The organism is Pseudomonas izuensis, from assembly GCF_002356535.2.
In the GTDB taxonomy this organism is placed as follows: Bacteria; Pseudomonadota; Gammaproteobacteria; order Pseudomonadales; family Pseudomonadaceae; genus Aquipseudomonas; species Aquipseudomonas izuensis.
This window is the reverse complement of the sequence record NZ_AP017423.2, coordinates 895,374-912,223: the sequence shown is the minus strand read 5'-3', so window position 1 is coordinate 912,223 and position 16,850 is coordinate 895,374. Positions and strand designations below refer to the sequence as shown.

Annotated in this window: 19 protein-coding genes; 6 read left to right on the top strand and 13 right to left on the bottom strand. The window is 59.9% G+C overall.

Going from position 1 to position 16,850, the window contains the following annotated elements; translation table 11 throughout:
* Positions 1-102 precede the first annotated feature (102 nt).
* The 3 genes from cysN to LAB08_RS03995 form a co-directional block, all read right to left on the bottom strand.
* A complete protein-coding gene (cysN, locus tag LAB08_RS04005; protein ID WP_096513424.1) occupies positions 103-2,001 on the bottom strand; it encodes a sulfate adenylyltransferase subunit CysN in 1,899 nt (632 codons plus the stop codon).
* A 9-nt stretch (positions 2,002-2,010) separates the two neighbouring features.
* Positions 2,011-2,928: a sulfate adenylyltransferase subunit CysD gene (cysD, locus tag LAB08_RS04000; protein ID WP_096513425.1), complete on the bottom strand. Its 918-nt coding sequence runs from the start codon at positions 2,926-2,928 to the stop codon at positions 2,011-2,013.
* Between the two features lie 248 nt (positions 2,929-3,176).
* Entirely contained in the window at positions 3,177-3,935 is a 759-nt protein-coding gene (locus tag LAB08_RS03995) for a Nif3-like dinuclear metal center hexameric protein (protein WP_096513426.1), read from the bottom strand.
* A 102-nt stretch (positions 3,936-4,037) separates the two neighbouring features.
* Here LAB08_RS03995 and algW point away from each other — a divergent pair, with 102 nt between their 5' ends.
* A complete protein-coding gene (algW, locus tag LAB08_RS03990; protein ID WP_096513427.1) occupies positions 4,038-5,198 on the top strand; it encodes a Do family serine endopeptidase AlgW in 1,161 nt (386 codons plus the stop codon).
* Between the two features lie 61 nt (positions 5,199-5,259).
* On the opposite strand, the gene hisC is transcribed toward algW, so the two are convergent.
* The 10 genes from hisC to LAB08_RS03940 all read right to left on the bottom strand — a co-directional run bounded on the left by hisC (position 5,260) and on the right by LAB08_RS03940 (position 13,213).
* Positions 5,260-6,312, bottom strand: a complete 1,053-nt coding sequence (hisC, locus tag LAB08_RS03985) for a histidinol-phosphate transaminase (RefSeq protein ID WP_096513428.1) — start codon at positions 6,310-6,312, stop codon at positions 5,260-5,262.
* Positions 6,313-6,314: 2 nt separating this feature from the next.
* The gene (gene hisD / locus LAB08_RS03980; protein WP_096513429.1) at positions 6,315-7,640 is read right to left on the bottom strand and encodes a histidinol dehydrogenase; all 1,326 of its coding nucleotides are present in this window, start codon (positions 7,638-7,640) and stop codon (positions 6,315-6,317) included.
* A gap of 126 nt (positions 7,641-7,766) precedes the next feature.
* Positions 7,767-8,402 carry an ATP phosphoribosyltransferase gene (gene hisG / locus LAB08_RS03975; RefSeq protein ID WP_007970278.1) on the bottom strand — a complete coding sequence of 212 codons (636 nt, stop codon included), beginning with the start codon at positions 8,400-8,402 and terminating at the stop codon, positions 7,767-7,769.
* A 125-nt stretch (positions 8,403-8,527) separates the two neighbouring features.
* Positions 8,528-9,793, bottom strand: coding sequence for a UDP-N-acetylglucosamine 1-carboxyvinyltransferase (gene murA, locus LAB08_RS03970; RefSeq protein ID WP_096513430.1), 1,266 nt, complete (start codon positions 9,791-9,793; stop codon positions 8,528-8,530).
* Positions 9,794-9,815: 22 nt separating this feature from the next.
* Positions 9,816-10,055, bottom strand: a complete 240-nt coding sequence (locus tag LAB08_RS03965) for a BolA family protein (protein ID WP_007912386.1) — start codon at positions 10,053-10,055, stop codon at positions 9,816-9,818.
* 114 nt (positions 10,056-10,169) lie between these two features.
* Positions 10,170-10,475 (bottom strand): STAS domain-containing protein, encoded by a 306-nt coding sequence (locus tag LAB08_RS03960; protein WP_096513431.1) that lies wholly within the window; start codon positions 10,473-10,475, stop codon positions 10,170-10,172.
* Positions 10,472-11,125, bottom strand: coding sequence for an MlaC/ttg2D family ABC transporter substrate-binding protein (locus LAB08_RS03955; protein WP_096513432.1), 654 nt, complete (start codon positions 11,123-11,125; stop codon positions 10,472-10,474). Before LAB08_RS03955 ends, LAB08_RS03960 begins: the two co-directional genes overlap by 4 nt.
* Positions 11,126-11,136: 11 nt before the next feature.
* Positions 11,137-11,604 carry an outer membrane lipid asymmetry maintenance protein MlaD gene (gene mlaD / locus LAB08_RS03950; RefSeq protein ID WP_096513433.1) on the bottom strand — a complete coding sequence of 156 codons (468 nt, stop codon included), beginning with the start codon at positions 11,602-11,604 and terminating at the stop codon, positions 11,137-11,139.
* Positions 11,604-12,401 (bottom strand): lipid asymmetry maintenance ABC transporter permease subunit MlaE, encoded by a 798-nt coding sequence (gene mlaE, locus LAB08_RS03945; RefSeq protein ID WP_096513434.1) that lies wholly within the window; start codon positions 12,399-12,401, stop codon positions 11,604-11,606. The genes mlaD and mlaE overlap by 1 nt, the downstream gene beginning before the upstream one ends.
* The gene (locus tag LAB08_RS03940; protein WP_096513435.1) at positions 12,401-13,213 is read right to left on the bottom strand and encodes an ATP-binding cassette domain-containing protein; all 813 of its coding nucleotides are present in this window, start codon (positions 13,211-13,213) and stop codon (positions 12,401-12,403) included. Before LAB08_RS03940 ends, mlaE begins: the two co-directional genes overlap by 1 nt.
* 274 nt (positions 13,214-13,487) lie before the next feature.
* On the opposite strand from LAB08_RS03940, the gene LAB08_RS03935 reads away from it, so the two are divergent.
* From LAB08_RS03935 to lptB, 5 genes are read left to right on the top strand one after another with little or no spacing between them, the layout of a single operon-like run.
* Positions 13,488-14,462 carry a KpsF/GutQ family sugar-phosphate isomerase gene (locus LAB08_RS03935; protein WP_096513436.1) on the top strand — a complete coding sequence of 325 codons (975 nt, stop codon included), beginning with the start codon at positions 13,488-13,490 and terminating at the stop codon, positions 14,460-14,462.
* Entirely contained in the window at positions 14,462-14,986 is a 525-nt protein-coding gene (locus tag LAB08_RS03930; protein ID WP_096513437.1) for a KdsC family phosphatase, read from the top strand. The genes LAB08_RS03935 and LAB08_RS03930 overlap by 1 nt, the downstream gene beginning before the upstream one ends.
* A gap of 7 nt (positions 14,987-14,993) precedes the next feature.
* The gene (gene lptC / locus LAB08_RS03925) at positions 14,994-15,566 is read left to right on the top strand and encodes an LPS export ABC transporter periplasmic protein LptC (RefSeq protein ID WP_096513438.1); all 573 of its coding nucleotides are present in this window, start codon (positions 14,994-14,996) and stop codon (positions 15,564-15,566) included.
* Positions 15,553-16,101, top strand: a complete 549-nt coding sequence (gene lptA / locus LAB08_RS03920; protein ID WP_096513439.1) for a lipopolysaccharide transport periplasmic protein LptA — start codon at positions 15,553-15,555, stop codon at positions 16,099-16,101. The genes lptC and lptA overlap by 14 nt, the downstream gene beginning before the upstream one ends.
* A complete protein-coding gene (gene lptB / locus LAB08_RS03915; RefSeq protein WP_096513440.1) occupies positions 16,101-16,826 on the top strand; it encodes an LPS export ABC transporter ATP-binding protein in 726 nt (241 codons plus the stop codon). The genes lptA and lptB overlap by 1 nt, the downstream gene beginning before the upstream one ends.
* Positions 16,827-16,850: the final 24 nt, after the last annotated feature.

Sequence of the window (16,850 nt, the reverse complement as noted above, 5' to 3'; positions counted from 1 at the left end):
GAGAAACCTGTGGGAGCTGGCTTGCCAGCGATAGCAATTTCAAGGCAACAAAAAACCCGCCGGTGATCACTCATCGGCGGGTTTCTTTTTTCTGGCTAGCGCTTAGATCGCGCCACGCTTGCGCAGCAGCTCCAGCACCTGCTTGACACCTTCTTCCAGCGACACGGACTGGGTATCGATCACCAGATCGGCATCCAGCGGCACGTCGTACGGGAAGGACTCGCCCGGGATGTTATCCCCGGCCGCTGCGTACAGGCCTTGCGGGTCACGCTCGGCACACACTGTCGGCGAAGCCTGGACGTAGACCGTCAGCAGACGCTCCTTGCCGATCAGCTCTTTGGCCTGCTCACGACCTTCGGCACTCGGTGCAACGAACGCCGCGAGAGTCAGTAGACCGGCTTCGTTGAACTGACGCGCCACGTGCGCGGCGCGACGCCAGTTCTCGGTGCGCCCGGCACGATCCTGTGGCAGACCTTTGTTCAGGTCATGACGCAGGTTCTGGCCATCGAGCACGAACACCGCACGGCCCAGGTCGAACAACTTGCGTTCAACCGCATAGGCCAGTGTGCTTTTGCCCGCACCCGACAAGCCGCTGAACAACACGGTGGCCGGTTGCTGGCCGAAGCGCTGGGCGCGTTCTTCGGTGGCGACGTGGGCCAGTTTGCCGTGGTGCGTGCTGGTGCCATGGGCCAGGGGTTGAGCGACGATCATGCCGGCACCGACGGTGCCGTTGGTCAAGCGGTCGATGATGATGAAAGCGCCGGTGGTGCGGTTGCTGTCGTAACCATCGAGGGCAATCGGCGCGTCGAGCGCGATCTTGACCTTGCCGATTTCGTTCAGCTGCAGCGCGCTGGCCGGACCTTCCTCCAGGGTGTTCACGTCGACCTTGTTGACGATGCTGGCAATGGAGCCCGGTACGTAACTGGTGGCGCGCTTGAAGTCGTATTTCTTGCCCGGCAGCATCGGTTCTTCAGCCATCCACACCAGCATCGCTTCGAAGCTGTCGGTGACTGGCGGCACGTTATCGGCGTGCACCAGCAGGTCGCCACGGGAGATGTCGATTTCGTCTTCCATGGTCAGCGTGACTGCCTGACCCGGGCCGGCATGCTCCAGCTCACCTTCGAAGGTGACGATGGATTTCACGCGGCTGCTCTTGCCCGACGGCAGGACTACGACTTCGTCGCCCTTCTTGACGATGCCGCTGGCGAGGGTGCCGGCGAAACCGCGGAAGTTCAGGTTTGGACGGTTGACGTACTGCACCGGGAAACGCAGGTCGGTGAAGTTGCGGTCACCCGCCACTTCCACAGTCTCGAGAATTTCCATCAGCGACTGGCCGGTGTACCACGGCGAGCGCTCGGATTTGTTCACGACGTTGTCGCCCTTGAGCGCCGACATCGGTACGAAGTGCATGCTGGTTGGCTTGAGTTTCAAGCCTTCGGCGAACTGCAGGTAGTCGGCCTTGATCGATTCGAACACGCCCTGATCGAAGTCCTTGAGGTCCATCTTGTTGATGGCGACGACGATGTGCTTGATGCCCAGCAACGAGGCGATGAAGCTGTGGCGACGGGTCTGGGTCTGCACGCCGTAACGGGCGTCAACCAGGATGATCGCCAGGTCACAGGTGGATGCACCGGTGGCCATGTTGCGGGTGTACTGCTCATGGCCGGGAGTGTCGGCGATGATGAATTTGCGCTTGGCGGTGGAGAAGTAGCGGTAGGCGACATCGATGGTGATGCCTTGCTCACGCTCGGCCTGCAAGCCGTCGACCAGCAATGCCAGGTCGATGTCTTCGCCGGTGGTGCCGACTTTTTTCGAGTCGCGGGTGATCGCTTCCAGGTGATCTTCGTAGATCATCTTGGAGTCGTGCAGCAGGCGCCCGATCAGGGTGCTCTTGCCGTCGTCGACGTTACCGCAGGTCAGAAAGCGCAGCAGCTCTTTACGTTCGTGCTGGCCCAGGTAGGCGAGGATGTCCTCGCTGATCAAATCAGATTGATGCGACATGACAGCCCCTTAGAAATAACCTTGACGTTTTTTGTCTTCCATCGAGCCTGCGCCATCGTGGTCGATGACACGGCCCTGGCGCTCGGAAGTTCGCGTCAGGAGCATTTCCTGAATGATGTCCGTGAGGCTTTCGGCCTCGGACTCCACCGCGCCCGTCAACGGGTAGCAACCAAGGGTACGGAAACGCACTTTCTTTTTGACGATGCGGGCTTTGTCTTCCTCGCTCAGGTGTTCGAGGATGCGCTCGTCGTCGATCATGATCAGGGTGCCGTTCTTCTCGATGACTTCACGCTCGGCAGCGAAGTACAGCGGCACGATCGGGATGCCTTCGAGGTAGATGTACTGCCAGATGTCCAGTTCGGTCCAGTTCGACAGCGGGAAGACGCGGATCGACTCGCCCTTGTTGACCTTGCCGTTGTAGACGTTCCACAGCTCGGGGCGCTGGTTCTTCGGGTCCCAGCGGTGCTTGCTGTCGCGGAACGAGTACACACGCTCCTTGGCGCGGGATTTCTCTTCATCGCGACGGGCACCACCGAAGGCTGCGTCGAAACCATGCTTGTCGAGTGCCTGCTTCAGGCCCTCGGTCTTCATGATGTCGGTGTGCTTGGCGCTGCCGTGGGTGAACGGGTTGATGTTCTGCGCCACGCCGTCCGGATTGACGTGGGTGATCAGGTCCAGGCCCAGCTCGGCGACCATCTTGTCGCGGAAGGCGTACATCTCCTGGAATTTCCAGCGAGTGTCGACGTGCATCACCGGAAACGGCAGCTTGCCCGGGAAGAACGCCTTGCGTGCCAGATGCAGCATCACGGCGGAGTCTTTACCGATGGAGTACAGCATCACCGGGTTGTCGAACTCGGCGGCCACCTCGCGGATGATGTGGATGCTTTCCGCCTCCAGCTGTTTCAGATGCGTCAGTTTGTCGACCATGGCTACTCACGAAAGCTTTCTTATGAACGGCCAGCGGGCCGTGTTCGAGCGGGGATCCTAGCACAGCGACCTCTTCTAATCAGGACGCCAACTAGATCGAAAGAGCATATGAATATGCCTGCCCGTTTGGCCCTTCCCTTATCTGTAGAAGCTGGCTTGCCAGCGAAAGCGTCCTTAAGTCTTGCAGCGGTTCTGAGGCCGTCTTCGCTGGCAAGCCAGCTCCTACAGGTGTGCACCCATAATTCAGGTCAGATCGGGTTGGGGCAATCGATGAAGATGTGTTCCAGGGCAAACCGCCGTGCCAGGTAATCACCCAGCGCCTGGACGCCATAGCGTTCGGTCGCATGGTGGCCGGCGGCGATGAAACTGATGTCGTTTTCCCGGGCGCTGTGGAAAGTCTGCTCGGAGGCTTCACCGCTGAGGTACAGATCGACACCCGCCAGGATCGCCTGGTCGATGTAACCCTGACCACCACCGGTGCACCAGCCAACGCGACGAATCATTGCGCTGCCCTCAACAAGCAACGGCTCGCGGCCCATGACGTCCTGCACGCGGCGGGCGAAATCCCGGGGGGTTATCGGCTCGCTCAACGAGCCGACCAGGCCGACGATTTTCAGGTTGTCGGGATCGAGCGGGCCTTCGACGGTGATGTCGAGTTGCCGCGCCAGCTGCACGTTATTGCCGACATCCGGGTGCAGGTCCAGCGGCAGGTGGTACGAAAGCAGGCTGATATCGTGCTTGAGCAGGGTCTTCAAGCGGCGCTGCTTCATGCCGGTGATGCACGGGTTTTCACCCTTCCAGAAGTAGCCGTGGTGCACCAGTATCAGATCGGCATTGGCTTCGACGGCGGCATCGAGTAATGCCTGGCTGGCGGTGACGCCACTGACAATGCGCATCACTTGCGGCCGACCCTCGACCTGCAGGCCGTTAGGGCAATAATCGGCAATCTTTGCACTGTTCAGGTAACGGTCGGCTTCTTCGACGAGTGTGCTCAGGGCGACGGCCATAAAAGACTCCTAAATATCCCGTTCAGAGGCGCGCGCGGCCTCGTATAATGCGCGACATTATGGGCGGTCTCTAACCGCCTGCAACCTCTCAGGACGTGCTTAATGCTCAAGGCGCTGCGTTTTTCCGGCTGGCCGTTGTTGGCCGGCGTGCTTGTCGCTCTGTTAATCATCCAGCGTTACCCGCAGTGGGTCGGGCTTCCGAGCCTCGACGTCAATCTGCAACAAGCCCCGCAAACCACGAGCATGCAGCAAGGTCCGGTGTCCTACTCCGAAGCGGTGATTACCGCCGCGCCCTCGGTGGTGAATCTGTACACCACCAAAGTCATCAACAAACCCAACCATCCATTGTTTGAAGATCCGCAGTTCCGGCGTTTCTTCGGTGACAACTCGCCCAAGCAGAAGCGTATGGAATCGAGCCTCGGTTCCGGCGTGATCATGAGCCCGGAAGGCTACATCCTGACCAACAACCATGTGACCACTGGCGCCGACCAGATCGTGGTGGCGCTCAAGGACGGTCGTGAAACCCTGGCCCGGGTGATCGGCAGCGACCCGGAAACCGATCTCGCGGTGTTGAAGATCGATTTGAAGAATCTGCCTTCGATCACTGTCGGTCGCTCCGACAACATCCGCATCGGTGATGTCGCGCTGGCCATCGGCAACCCGTTCGGCGTCGGCCAGACCGTGACCATGGGCATCATCAGCGCCACCGGGCGCAATCAGTTGGGCCTGAACAACTACGAAGACTTCATCCAGACCGACGCCGCCATCAACCCCGGCAACTCCGGCGGCGCGCTGGTGGACGCCAACGGCAACCTGACGGGTATCAACACGGCGATTTTCTCCAAGTCCGGCGGCTCCCAGGGCATCGGTTTCGCGATCCCGGTCAAACTGGCGATGGAGGTGATGAAGTCGATCATCGAGCACGGCCAGGTGATTCGTGGCTGGCTAGGCATCGAGGTACAGCCATTGAGCCAGGAACTGGCGGAATCCTTTGGTCTGTCGGGGCGCCCGGGCATTGTGGTCGCCGGCATTTTCCGCGACGGCCCAGCCCAGAAGGCCGGCCTGCAATTGGGGGACGTGATCCTCTCCATCGACGGAGAGCCAGCGGGCGATGGTCGCCGTTCGATGAACCAGGTGGCACGGATCAAGCCGACCGACAAGGTTGTGGTCCAGGTGATGCGCAACGGCAAGGAACTCAAGCTCACGGCGGAAATCGGCCTGCGCCCGCCGCCCGCGCCGGTCAAAGAGAAAGAAGAAGAGTAAACAGCTAATACATTCCCCTGCAGGAGCGAGCAAGCTCGCTCCTGCAGGGGTTAGTTTTGGATCATAGGTCGCCGAGGCCGTCGATCAGCGCCTGATTCTGATCCGGCGTACCAATCGAGATCCGCAAGAACTGCGCAATCCGCTGCTGCTTGAAGTGCCGGACAATCACACCCTGCTCACGCAGCTTCGCCGCCAGCCCCGCCGCATCGTGCTGCGGATGACGGGCGAAGATGAAGTTTGCCGCCGACGGCAGCACCTCAAACCCTTTGGCCTGTAGTTGCGCGACAACCCATTGGCGATTCTCGATCACCAACCGGCAAGTCTTGTCGAAGTATTCGCGATCCTCGAACGCCGCCGCCGCGCCGACATTCGCCATGCGATCCAGCGGATAGGAGTTGAAGCTGTTCTTGATGCGCTCCAGCGCCTCGATCAGGTCCGGATGCCCAACCGCCAGACCGACCCGCAGACCGGCCAGAGAACGGGACTTGGACAATGTTTGCGTCACCAGCAGGTTCGGATAACGGTCCACCAGACTGATCGCCGTTTCCCCGCCGAAGTCGATGTAAGCCTCGTCCACCACGACCACCGAATCCGGACTGGCCTTGAGGATCTGCTCGACGGCGTCCAGCGCCAACAGGCAACCGGTCGGTGCGTTCGGGTTGGGGAAGATGATCCCGCCGTTCGGCTTGGCGTAGTCCGCCGGGTTGATCTGGAACTGCTCGTCCAGCGGCACGGCGTCGAACTCGATGCCGTACAACCCGCAGTAAACCGGATAAAAGCTGTAACTGATGTCCGGGAACAGCAGCGGCTGATCGTGCTGCAGCAGCCCGTGGAAGATGTGCGCCAGGACTTCGTCGGACCCGTTACCGAGGAATACCTGATTGCTCTGTACGCCGTAGTATTTCGCAACGGCGTTCTTGAGCAGGTCGCTGTTGGGGTCCGGGTACAGACGCAGGTTGTCGTTCAGTTCGGTTTGCATCGCAGCCAAGGCTTTCGGCGATGGACCATACGGGTTTTCGTTGGTGTTGAGCTTCACCAGTTTGGCCAGCTTCGGCTGCTCACCCGGTACGTAAGGCACCAGATTCTTGACGAACGGGCTCCAGAATTTACTCATGTTCAGTTCCCCTTCTGTTCATCGAGAATACGGTATTCGGCGCTGCGCGCGTGGGCGCTCAGCGATTCGCCACGGGCCAGTACCGAGGCGGTTTTGCCCAGCTCAGAGGCACCGGCCTCGGAACAGAAGATGATCGACGAGCGTTTCTGGAAGTCGTACACGCCCAGCGGCGACGAGAACCGGGCAGTACCGGAAGTCGGCAGCACGTGGTTTGGACCTGCGCAGTAATCGCCCAGGGCTTCGGAAGTGTGACGGCCCATGAAGATCGCACCGGCGTGACGGATCTGCGGCAGCCAGGCCTGCGGGTCGGCGACCGACAACTCGAGGTGCTCCGGCGCGATGCGGTTGGCGACTTCGATGGCCTGTTCCATGTCACGGACCTGAATCAGCGCACCGCGGCCATTGATCGAGGTTTCGATGATGGCGGCGCGGTCCATGGTCGGCAGCAGCTTGGCAATGCTGGCGGCGACCTGGTCGAGAAACGCGGCATCCGGGCTGACCAGAATCGCCTGGGCGTCTTCGTCGTGTTCGGCCTGGGAGAACAGGTCCATGGCGATCCAGTCCGGATCGGTCTTGCCATCGCATACCACAAGGATCTCCGACGGCCCGGCGATCATGTCGATACCGACCTGGCCGAACACGTGGCGCTTGGCGGTGGCCACATAGATGTTGCCCGGCCCCACCACCTTGTCGACCTTCGGCACGCTTTCGGTGCCGTAGGCCAGCGCGGCGACGGCTTGAGCGCCACCGATGGTGAACACCCGGTCCACGCCGGCGATGCAGGCAGCGGCCAGCACCAGTTCGTTGATTTCACCCCGTGGAGTCGGCACCACCATGACCACTTCGGTCACACCGGCGACCTTGGCCGGAATCGCGTTCATCAGTACCGACGACGGATACGACGCCTTGCCGCCCGGCACGTACAGGCCTGCGCGATCCAGCGGCGTGACCTTCTGGCCCAGCACGGTGCCGTCGGCTTCGGTGTAGCTCCAGGAGTCCTGTTTCTGCTTTTCGTGATAGCTGCGCACGCGGGCCGCGGCTTTTTCCAGGGCTTCGCGTTGCGCCACGGTGATACGAGTGAGCGCCAGTTCCAGGCGTTCGCGCGGCAGGATCAGATCGGCCATGGAGGCGACGTCCAGCCCGTCGAACTGGCGGGTGAATTCCACCAACGCCGCATCGCCACGCTCGCGAACGGCTTTGATGATGTCCAGCACGCGCTGATTGACCGAGTCGTCAGACACACTTTCCCAGCTCAGCAGATGATCCAGATGATGTGCGAAATCCGGGTCAGCAGCGTTGAGTCGGCGAATTGCAGTCGGTGCGGTCATAGCGAGAGCCTCATAGAATTGGCAAAAAACTCAGGCGCCCTAACTTAGCAGTCGTTCCGCTTGGGCACCTGAGAATTCTGGCTATGAGGCGGATAGACGGGCGCGACTCAAGGTCGCGCAGGTGAATCAGCCGCGGTGTCGAGACTCCACTGCCTTGCGCAGGGTGTCGATCAACGCCTGGATACGGGCGTGCTGCATTTTCATCGATGCCTTGTTGACGATCAGGCGAGAGCTGATGGCAGCAATGAAATCCTGGGGCTCCAGGCCGTTGGCCCGCAGCGTGTTGCCGGTGTCGACCACGTCGATGATCTTGTCGGCCAGACCAATCAGCGGTGCCAGCTCCATCGAGCCGTACAGCTTGATGATGTCGACCTGGCGGCCCTGTTCGGCGTAGTAGCGCTTGGCAACGTTGACGAACTTGGTGGCGATACGCAGGCGGCCCTTGGGCTCGACCGCGCCGACCTTGCCGGCGGTCATCAGCTTGCACTGGGCAATTTGCAGGTCCAGTGGCTCATACAGGCCCTGGCCGCCGTATTCCATCAGCACATCCTTACCGGCGACACCCAGGTCGGCGGCACCATGTTCGACATAGGTCGGCACATCGGTGGCACGCACGATCAGCAGACGAACATCGTCCTGGGTCGTGGGGATGATCAGCTTGCGGCTCTTGTCCGGATTCTCGGTCGGCACAATGCCCGCTTCAGCCAGAAGCGGCAGGGTGTCGTCAAGGATGCGGCCCTTGGACAGTGCGATAGTCAGCATGGGAAACGTCAGCCCTTAATCAGGAATCTTATGCCCGGTCACAATCGGCGCCGGACACGCATCGAGCCGGAAACCGGCTCGACTTGAAAACCAATGGGCACCTCCCTGTGCCCCATCTGCAACGACTAGCCCGGAACGCGACGGATCTTGGCGCCCAGCATCTGCAGTTTCTCTTCGATGCACTCGTAACCACGGTCGATGTGGTAGATGCGGTCGATCAGGGTGTCGCCTTCGGCGATCAGCGCCGAAATCACCAGGCTGGCCGAAGCACGCAGGTCGGTGGCCATGACTGGCGCGCCCTTGAGCTTTTCGGTGCCGGTGACGATGGCGGTGTTGCCTTCGACCTGGATCTTGGCGCCCATGCGGTGCAGTTCGTAAACGTGCATGAAACGGTTTTCGAAGATCGTCTCGATCACCGCACCGGTGCCTTCGGCAATGGCGTTGAGGGAGATGAACTGCGCCTGCATGTCCGTCGGGAACGCCGGATACGGAGCGGTCCGCACGTTGACGGCTTTAGGCCGCTTGCCGTGCATGTTCAGCTCGATCCAGTCTTCACCGGTGGTGATTTCCGCACCCGATTCCCGAAGTTTTTCCAGAACGGCTTCGAGGATGGTCGGATCGGTGTCCTTGACCTTTACGCGACCGCCGGTCACGGCAGCGGCAACCAGGTAGGTACCGGTTTCGATACGGTCAGGCATCACTTTGTAAGTGGTGGTGTGCAGACGCTCGACGCCATCGATGGTGATGGTGTCGGTGCCGGCGCCGGAAACCTTGGCACCCATGGCGTTCAGGAAGTTCGCCAGGTCGACCACTTCAGGCTCGCGCGCGGCGTTAGCCAGTACGCTACGGCCCTTGGCCAGCGCCGCTGCCATCATGATGTTTTCGGTACCGGTCACGCTGACGGTATCAAAGAAGAAGTGTGCACCGCGCAGGCCGCCTTCAGGGGCCTTGGCCTTGATGTAGCCGCCTTCGACGTCGATGATCGCGCCCATGGCTTCCAGGCCGCGGATGTGCAGGTCAACCGGACGCGAACCGATGGCACAACCGCCAGGCAGTGCAACTTCGGCTTCACCGAAACGGGCAACCATCGGGCCCAGCACCAGGATCGATGCACGCATGGTTTTAACCAGTTCGTACGGAGCGATCAGGGTCTTGATGGTGCGCGGGTCGATTTCGACGGCCAGTTTCTCGTCGATCACCGGCTCGATCCCCATGCGACCGAACAGTTCGATCATGGTGGTGATGTCGTGCAGGTGCGGCAGGTTGGCAACGGTCACCGGACCATCGCACAGCAGCGTGGCAGCCAGGATCGGCAGGGCAGAGTTCTTTGCCCCGGAGATGCGGATTTCGCCGTCAAGACGAGCACCGCCAGTAATAATCAATTTATCCATAAGAATCTCGACGCCCTTGGGCTCAGGTGCGCTCGGCCCAGGCCGCGCTGCTGAAAAATTTCATAGTGACCGCATGGATGCTGCCATCGGTGATCCATGGGTTCAAATGGGCATAGATCTGCTGCTGACGCTTGACCGGGCTCAATGCCGCCAGTTCATCGCTAATCACGTTCAGCTGGAAATTGCAGCCTTCGCCCTCAACTTCCACCAGCGTTCCTGGCAGCTTTCCTTCAAGGAAGCTTTTAACTTCTACGGCCTGCATGCTCAACCTCAATCGGCGCCCTGTGCGCGCGGGTCGGACATCATACAAAAAAGCCCCGCGCCTGCGAACCCCGCGAAGCAGGACTCTGACGGGGGGCTTCTTTATAGATGCGGGTTAGGGTTGCTCCAACAGCTCGGTCAACTCACTGACCTGAGCGATTTCGCGCATGTCTTCCGGCATCCCGCGGATGCTCAGCGTCTTGCCGGTCGCCCGTGCATCGCGCATGAAGCACAACAGCAACGACAGACCGACACTGCTGGACTTGGTCACCGCAGAACAATCGACCACCAGCGCCGGGGCCTCGCTGGCCTTGATCAGCGCCTGCCCCTGTTCACGCAGGGCAGGACCGGTGCGGTAGTCCAGCACGCCGCTTAGCCGCAGCTCGCCGGAGTCGTCCATCATGATGGCCGACTCACTCATTGGGCTTGCTGCCCTTTAGACTTGTCGGTGGCTTCCTTGGCTTTGGCGACTTCCCCGGCCCAACCATTGATGGTCTTGTCCAGGTCGTTGCCATTGCGCTGCATCGCATCGGCGAACTGATCGCGGAACAGCTTGCCGATGTTGATGCCATTGATGATGACGTTGCGCAGTTTCCACTCGCCACCGACCTTTTCCAGGGTGTAGGACACCGGGTAGATCGCGCCGCTGCTGCCCTTGACGGTCATGCCGACGCTCGTACGGTCACCCGACTCGTCCTTGGCAGGTTCAACCGTGATGCCCTGGTTGTTGTACTCGAGCAAGGCGTTGCCATAGAACTGGAACAGACCCTTCTTGAAGTTCTCTTCAAAGGTCTTCATTTGCGCAGGCGTGGCTTTGCGCGAGTACTTGACCGTCATGATGCTCTTGGAAATGCCCTCGGCATCCACGACAGGCCCGACAATGGTGTTCAGCGCCGTATAAAAATCCTGCGGATCCTGCTTGTACTTTTCTTTGTTGGCGGCCAGATCGGCCAGCATACGGTTGGTGGTGTCCTGGACCAGATCGTGCGCGGAAGGCGCCGCCACGGCGTTAGCCATCAACGGCAAGGCCGCGAACAACACCAACAGGCCACGTCGCAAGGTAGAGATCATTTAGCAATTCCTCATTTGGCGTCTTTGCTTACGGTATTGAGAAGAAACTTACCGATCAGGTCCTCGAGCACCAGCGACGACTGGGTGTCATGGATGGTCCCGCCATCCTTGAGCAGGGCTTCTTCCCCGCCCACGCTGATGCCGATGTATTTCTCGCCCAACAGGCCAGCGGTCAGGATAGACGCAGTGGAGTCGGCGGGCAGGTTATCCACACGCTTTTCCAGCTGCATGGTCACTCGACCGGTGAAACTGTCGCGGTCCAGATCGATCGCCGTGACCTTGCCGATGGTCACACCGGCCATGGTCACTTTAGCTCTGACCGTCAAACCGGCGATATTGTCGAAATACGCATAAAGTTTATAAGTGTCGGTGCTCGGGCTCGGGGACAAGCCACTCACCCGCAACGCCAGCAACAATAAAGCCAGGACGCCGGCCAGCAAGAAAAGGCCGACACCGATTTCCAGGGTGCGGTTTTGCATCAGAAATCTCCAAACATCAAGGCGGTCAGAATAAAGTCCAGGCCGAGCACAGCCAGAGAGGCATACACCACGGTCTTGGTAGTGGCACGACTGATCCCCTCGGAAGTGGGCTCGCAGTCATAGCCTTGGAATACGGCGATCCAGGTCACCACAAAGGCAAAAACCATGCTTTTGATGATGCCGTTGAGCACATCGTCAGAGAAGGTCACGCTGTTCTGCATGTTCGACCAGTAGGAGCCGTCATAAACACCCAGCCAGTCGACCGCCACCCACGAGCCACCCCAGATACCCACCACGCTGAAAATCATCGCCAGCACCGGCAGGGAAATGAAACCGGCCCACAAGCGTGGGGCAATGATGTACTTGAGCGGGTCGACCCCGATCATTTCCAGGCTGGACAATTGTTCGGTGGACTTCATGTTGCCGATTTCAGCCGTCAGCGCCGAACCGGCACGCCCGGCAAACAGCAAAGCCGTCACTACCGGGCCCAATTCGCGTAACAGGGTCAGCGCTACCATCTGCCCTACTGCCTGCTCCGAACCGTAACTGGACAGGATATTGAAGCCCTGCAGCGCCAGCACCATGCCGATGAAGATGCCGGAGACCACGATGATCACCAGCGACATCACGCCCACGGAGTGCAATTGCCTGACCAGCAGGCCGAAACCGCCGCCGATGCCGCCGCGGCCCAGCAACGCGTGAAACAGGAACAGCGTTGAACGACCGAACACCGCAACAGTGTCGATCCCGGCCCGACCAAACCGGCGTACGCGTTCTATTAATGTAATTCTGCGCATCAGCGGCGCTTCCCCAGGAGATCTGCGCGGTAATCCGGCGCTGGAAAGTGATACGGAACCGGGCCATCGGGCTCCCCGGTCATGAATTGACGAATTTTCGGGTCGTCCGAATTCATCAGTTCCTTCGGTGTGCCCTGCCCCAACACCTGCCCGTCGCCCACTACATAGATGTAATCGGCAATGCTCGCGGTCTCGGCCAGATCGTGGGAAACCACGATACTGGTGATGCCCAGAGCATCGTTGAGCAGGCGGATCAGGCGCACCAGCACACCCATGGCGATAGGGTCCTGACCGACAAAGGGCTCGTCATACATGAGAATCTGCGGATCGAGCGCTATCGCCCGCGCCAGCGCGACACGACGCTTCATGCCACCGGACAGTTCGTCGGGCATCAGTTCGATGGCGCCACGCAAACCCACGGCCTGCAACTTGAGCAGGACGATATCGCGGATCATTTCATCCGACAGCTCGGTGTGAACGCGCAGCGGAAAGGCCACGTTCTCGTACACATCGAGATCGGTAAACAGTGCGCCACTCTGAAACAGCACGCCCATGTGCTTGCGGGCATCGAACAGATCGCTGCGCGAGAGTTTCGGCAGGTTCTGGCCGTTGACCCAGACTTCGCCCCGGGTAGGTCGCAACTGCGCGCCCATCAACCGCAACAGCGTAGTCTTGCCACACCCGGAAGGTCCCATGATGCCGGTGACCTTGCCGCGGGGAATACGGATATCGACGTTATTGAAAATGCTGCGCGCACCGCGCTTGAAGGTCAGTCCCTTCAGCTCGACCGCGTAGGCGTTATCGGCACTCATCTAAACTCCTTGCGATGCAGCCTCTCACTCGGACGCCTGACTTTCTGACGAAAGCACATATTCCCGGGCGGGCCGAACTGGCGGCGAACTATATCACTGCAAACGCCAGGCACCCAAGGTCATTGCCGGGCCATGTGCAGCAACATGACCAGCCAAAAGCATTACCTGGTGTGATTCGGTAGCAGGGAATGACAATGCGCGACGAACTTGCGTGAGGGTTTTGATCATAACCGTTATAATCGCCGCCTTTTCATCAGGCTAAATGATTTCTGACATGAGCCAATCCAGCGACCTGATTCAATCCGCCCAACGCACCATCCGCCTCGAGGTGGAAGCCGTACAAGGCTTGCTGCCGCATATCGACGCAGATTTCGTACGCGCCTGCGAGATGATTCTGGCCAGCAAAGGCCGCGTAGTCGTGGTCGGCATGGGCAAGTCGGGGCATATCGGCAACAAGATCGCCGCCACCCTGGCCAGCACCGGCACCCCGGCATTTTTCGTCCACCCGGCTGAAGCCAGTCATGGTGACATGGGCATGATCACCCGCGACGACATCATCCTGGCGCTGTCGAACTCCGGTTCCACCCATGAAATCGTGACCCTGCTGCCGCTGATCAAGCGCCTGGGCATCCAACTGATCAGCATGACCGGCAATCCCGACTCGCCGCTGGCCAAGGCCTCCGAGGTCAACCTCAATGTTATCGTCGAGCATGAAGCCTGCCCGCTGAACCTGGCGCCCACCTCTTCGACAACCGCCGCGCTGGTCATGGGCGATGCCCTGGCCGTCGCCTTGCTGGAAGCCCGCGGATTCACCGCCGAAGACTTCGCCTTTTCCCATCCTGGTGGTGCACTGGGCCGACGTCTGTTGCTGAAAGTGGAAAACGTCATGCACGCCGGGCAAGAGCTGCCGCAGGTTCAGCGCGGCACCCTGCTCAAGGACGCCCTGATGGAAATGACCCGCAAGGGCCTGGGCATGACCGTAATCCTTGAAGCCGACGGCAAGCTGGCCGGGATATTCACCGACGGCGATCTGCGCCGCACCCTGGACCGCACCATCGACATACACAGCGTCACCATCGATCAAGTCATGACCGCCCACGGCAAGACTGCCCGCGCCGAGATGCTCGCCGCCGAGGCCCTGAAAATCATGGAAGACCATAAAATCAACGCACTGGTGGTGGTCGACGGTGAAGACCGCCCGGTCGGCGCCTTGAACATGCACGACTTGTTGCGTGCAGGGGTAATGTAATGAGCACGGACCTGCTGCAACGCGGCCAACAGATCAAGCTGGCAGTTTTCGACGTCGACGGCGTTCTCACCGACGGGCGCTTGTACTTCCTCGAAGACGGCAGCGAATTCAAGACGTTCAACACCCTCGACGGCCAGGGCATCAAGATGCTGATGGCCGCCGGCGTACAGACCGCCATCATCAGCGGCCGCAAGACTCCAGTGGTCGAGCGACGGGCGAAGAACCTCGGCATTCCGCATCTGTATCAGGGTCGCGAAGACAAACTGGTAGTGCTCGACGAGCTTCTTGGCCAACTCAACCTAAGCTATGAACAGGTCGCGTACCTGGGTGACGACTTGCCTGACTTGCCGGTGATTCGCCGCGTGGGACTGGGCATGGCAGTGGCCAACGCCGCCAGTTTCGTGCGCGAACACGCTCATGGCATTACCCAGGCCCGTGGTGGCGAAGGTGCCGCCCGCGAATTCTGCGAATTGATCCTGCGCGCCCAGGGCCGCCTCGATGCGGCCAACGCCGCGTACCTGTGAGCCAGACATGCTGAGCAAAAAGATTCGCAACATCCTGATCTTCGGTTGCATCGCGGCGATTTTCGCTGCGGTCGGCTACTGGAACATCAGCCCGGAACGCTTCCTCGACAAGCCGGTTACGCAAGTCGACGAAAGCGCGATCGACTATTACGCCACCAACGCCCATAGCGTGCAGTTCCTGCCGGACGGGAAATTGCAATACGACATGACTTCGGACAAGGTCGAACACCTCAAAGCCACCGAAGTGACATTGCTGACCAACCCCGACCTGAACATATTCCGTGGCACCGAATTTCCATGGCACGTCCAGAGCGAGAAGGGTGAAGTCAATCCCGACGGCACACAGGTTGAACTGATCGACTCGGTACGCATCACGCGCTTCGACGAGAAAAACCGCAAAACCCTGATCACCACCACTCGCATGACGGTGTTCCCGCAGCAGCAATATGCGCAGACCGAGCAACCCGTTAGAATCGACGGCGCCGGCGGTGTATCGACAGGCATTGGAATGAAAGCGTATTTGAAAGAAAGCAGGATACACCTGCTCTCGAACGTAAGAGGACAGTATGAGGCTCGTTAAAACCCTCCCTATTTTGCTCAGTCTGGGCGCAGCACTGGGAAGCGTGAGCGCCTGGGCCCTGCCGAACGATCAAGAGCAGCCTATCCGCATCCAGGCCGACGATGCCCAGCTGGACGACAAGAATGGCATTGCCACCTATAAAGGTGACGTGATCATCACCCAGGGCTCGATGAAGGTTACCGGCAACACCGTGACCGTCACCCGCACTCCTGCCGGCGATATCGACGTGATGACTTCAGTGGGCAACCTGGCTTACTTCGAGCAATTGCAAACCCAAGGCGACACCAAACCCGTCCAGGGTTGGGGAGTGACGATCCAGTACCACGCCACGCAGAACCGCGTTGTGCTGATCGATCGCGCCAAAGTCATCGACAAGGACAACAACACCACCCAAGGCGAGAAAATCGTCTACGACACGGTCAAGAAGCTGGCCAGTGCCGGTCGCGCCACCGGCAGTAAAGTCACCGAGGCGCGTCCGCGCATCGACATGGTGATCCAGCCGAAAAAGAAAACCGACGAGCAAAAGGCCCAGTAATGGCAACTCTGAAAGCTCAGCATCTGGCCAAGAGCTACAAGAGCCGCCAGGTCGTGCGTGACGTCAGCCTGTCCATCGACAGCGGTCAGATCGTTGGCCTGCTTGGCCCCAACGGTGCCGGCAAGACCACCTGTTTCTACATGATCGTTGGCCTGGTCCAGGCCGATCAGGGCCGCGTCCTGATCGACGACCTGGACGTCAGCCACCAGCCCATGCACGGCCGCGCGAAGGCCGGTATCGGCTATCTTCCGCAAGAAGCGTCGATCTTCCGCAAACTCTCGGTGGCCGACAACATCATGGCCATCCTCGAGACCCGCAAGGAACTCGACAAGGCCGGCCGTCGCAAAGAGCTGGAAAGCCTGCTGCAGGAATTCCACATCAGCCACATTCGCGACAACCTTGGCATGAGCCTGTCCGGTGGCGAGCGTCGCCGCGTGGAAATTGCCCGTGCACTGGCCACCAATCCAAAATTCATCCTGCTCGACGAACCCTTCGCCGGCGTGGACCCGATTTCGGTGGGCGATATCAAACAGATCATCCACCATCTGAAGGCCAAGGGCATTGGCGTCCTGATCACTGACCATAACGTCCGTGAAACCCTGGATATCTGCGAAACCGCCTACATCGTCAACGATGGCCAATTGATCGCCGAAGGTGACGCTCATACCATCCTGGCCAACGACCTGGTCAAGGAAGTGTACCTGGGGCATGAGTTCCGCCTGTAAGCACTGAGGCGCCTGGCTAGTCGA

Bases quoted from the DNA above. Each gene is read 5' to 3' on its own strand.
- cysN (WP_096513424.1), bottom strand. From the start codon at position 2,001: ATGTCGCATCAATCTGATTTGATCAGCGAGGACATCCTCGCCTACCTG.
- cysD (WP_096513425.1), bottom strand. From the start codon at position 2,928: ATGGTCGACAAACTGACGCATCTGAAACAGCTGGAGGCGGAAAGCATC.
- LAB08_RS03995 (WP_096513426.1), bottom strand. From the start codon at position 3,935: ATGGCCGTCGCCCTGAGCACACTCGTCGAAGAAGCCGACCGTTACCTG.
- algW (WP_096513427.1), top strand. From the start codon at position 4,038: ATGCTCAAGGCGCTGCGTTTTTCCGGCTGGCCGTTGTTGGCCGGCGTG.
- hisC (WP_096513428.1), bottom strand. From the start codon at position 6,312: ATGAGTAAATTCTGGAGCCCGTTCGTCAAGAATCTGGTGCCTTACGTA.
- hisD (WP_096513429.1), bottom strand. From the start codon at position 7,640: ATGACCGCACCGACTGCAATTCGCCGACTCAACGCTGCTGACCCGGAT.
- hisG (WP_007970278.1), bottom strand. From the start codon at position 8,402: ATGCTGACTATCGCACTGTCCAAGGGCCGCATCCTTGACGACACCCTG.
- murA (WP_096513430.1), bottom strand. From the start codon at position 9,793: ATGGATAAATTGATTATTACTGGCGGTGCTCGTCTTGACGGCGAAATC.
- LAB08_RS03965 (WP_007912386.1), bottom strand. From the start codon at position 10,055: ATGCAGGCCGTAGAAGTTAAAAGCTTCCTTGAAGGAAAGCTGCCAGGA.
- LAB08_RS03960 (WP_096513431.1), bottom strand. From the start codon at position 10,475: ATGAGTGAGTCGGCCATCATGATGGACGACTCCGGCGAGCTGCGGCTA.
- LAB08_RS03955 (WP_096513432.1), bottom strand. From the start codon at position 11,125: ATGATCTCTACCTTGCGACGTGGCCTGTTGGTGTTGTTCGCGGCCTTG.
- mlaD (WP_096513433.1), bottom strand. From the start codon at position 11,604: ATGCAAAACCGCACCCTGGAAATCGGTGTCGGCCTTTTCTTGCTGGCC.
- mlaE (WP_096513434.1), bottom strand. From the start codon at position 12,401: ATGCGCAGAATTACATTAATAGAACGCGTACGCCGGTTTGGTCGGGCC.
- LAB08_RS03940 (WP_096513435.1), bottom strand. From the start codon at position 13,213: ATGAGTGCCGATAACGCCTACGCGGTCGAGCTGAAGGGACTGACCTTC.
- LAB08_RS03935 (WP_096513436.1), top strand. From the start codon at position 13,488: ATGAGCCAATCCAGCGACCTGATTCAATCCGCCCAACGCACCATCCGC.
- LAB08_RS03930 (WP_096513437.1), top strand. From the start codon at position 14,462: ATGAGCACGGACCTGCTGCAACGCGGCCAACAGATCAAGCTGGCAGTT.
- lptC (WP_096513438.1), top strand. From the start codon at position 14,994: ATGCTGAGCAAAAAGATTCGCAACATCCTGATCTTCGGTTGCATCGCG.
- lptA (WP_096513439.1), top strand. From the start codon at position 15,553: ATGAGGCTCGTTAAAACCCTCCCTATTTTGCTCAGTCTGGGCGCAGCA.
- lptB (WP_096513440.1), top strand. From the start codon at position 16,101: ATGGCAACTCTGAAAGCTCAGCATCTGGCCAAGAGCTACAAGAGCCGC.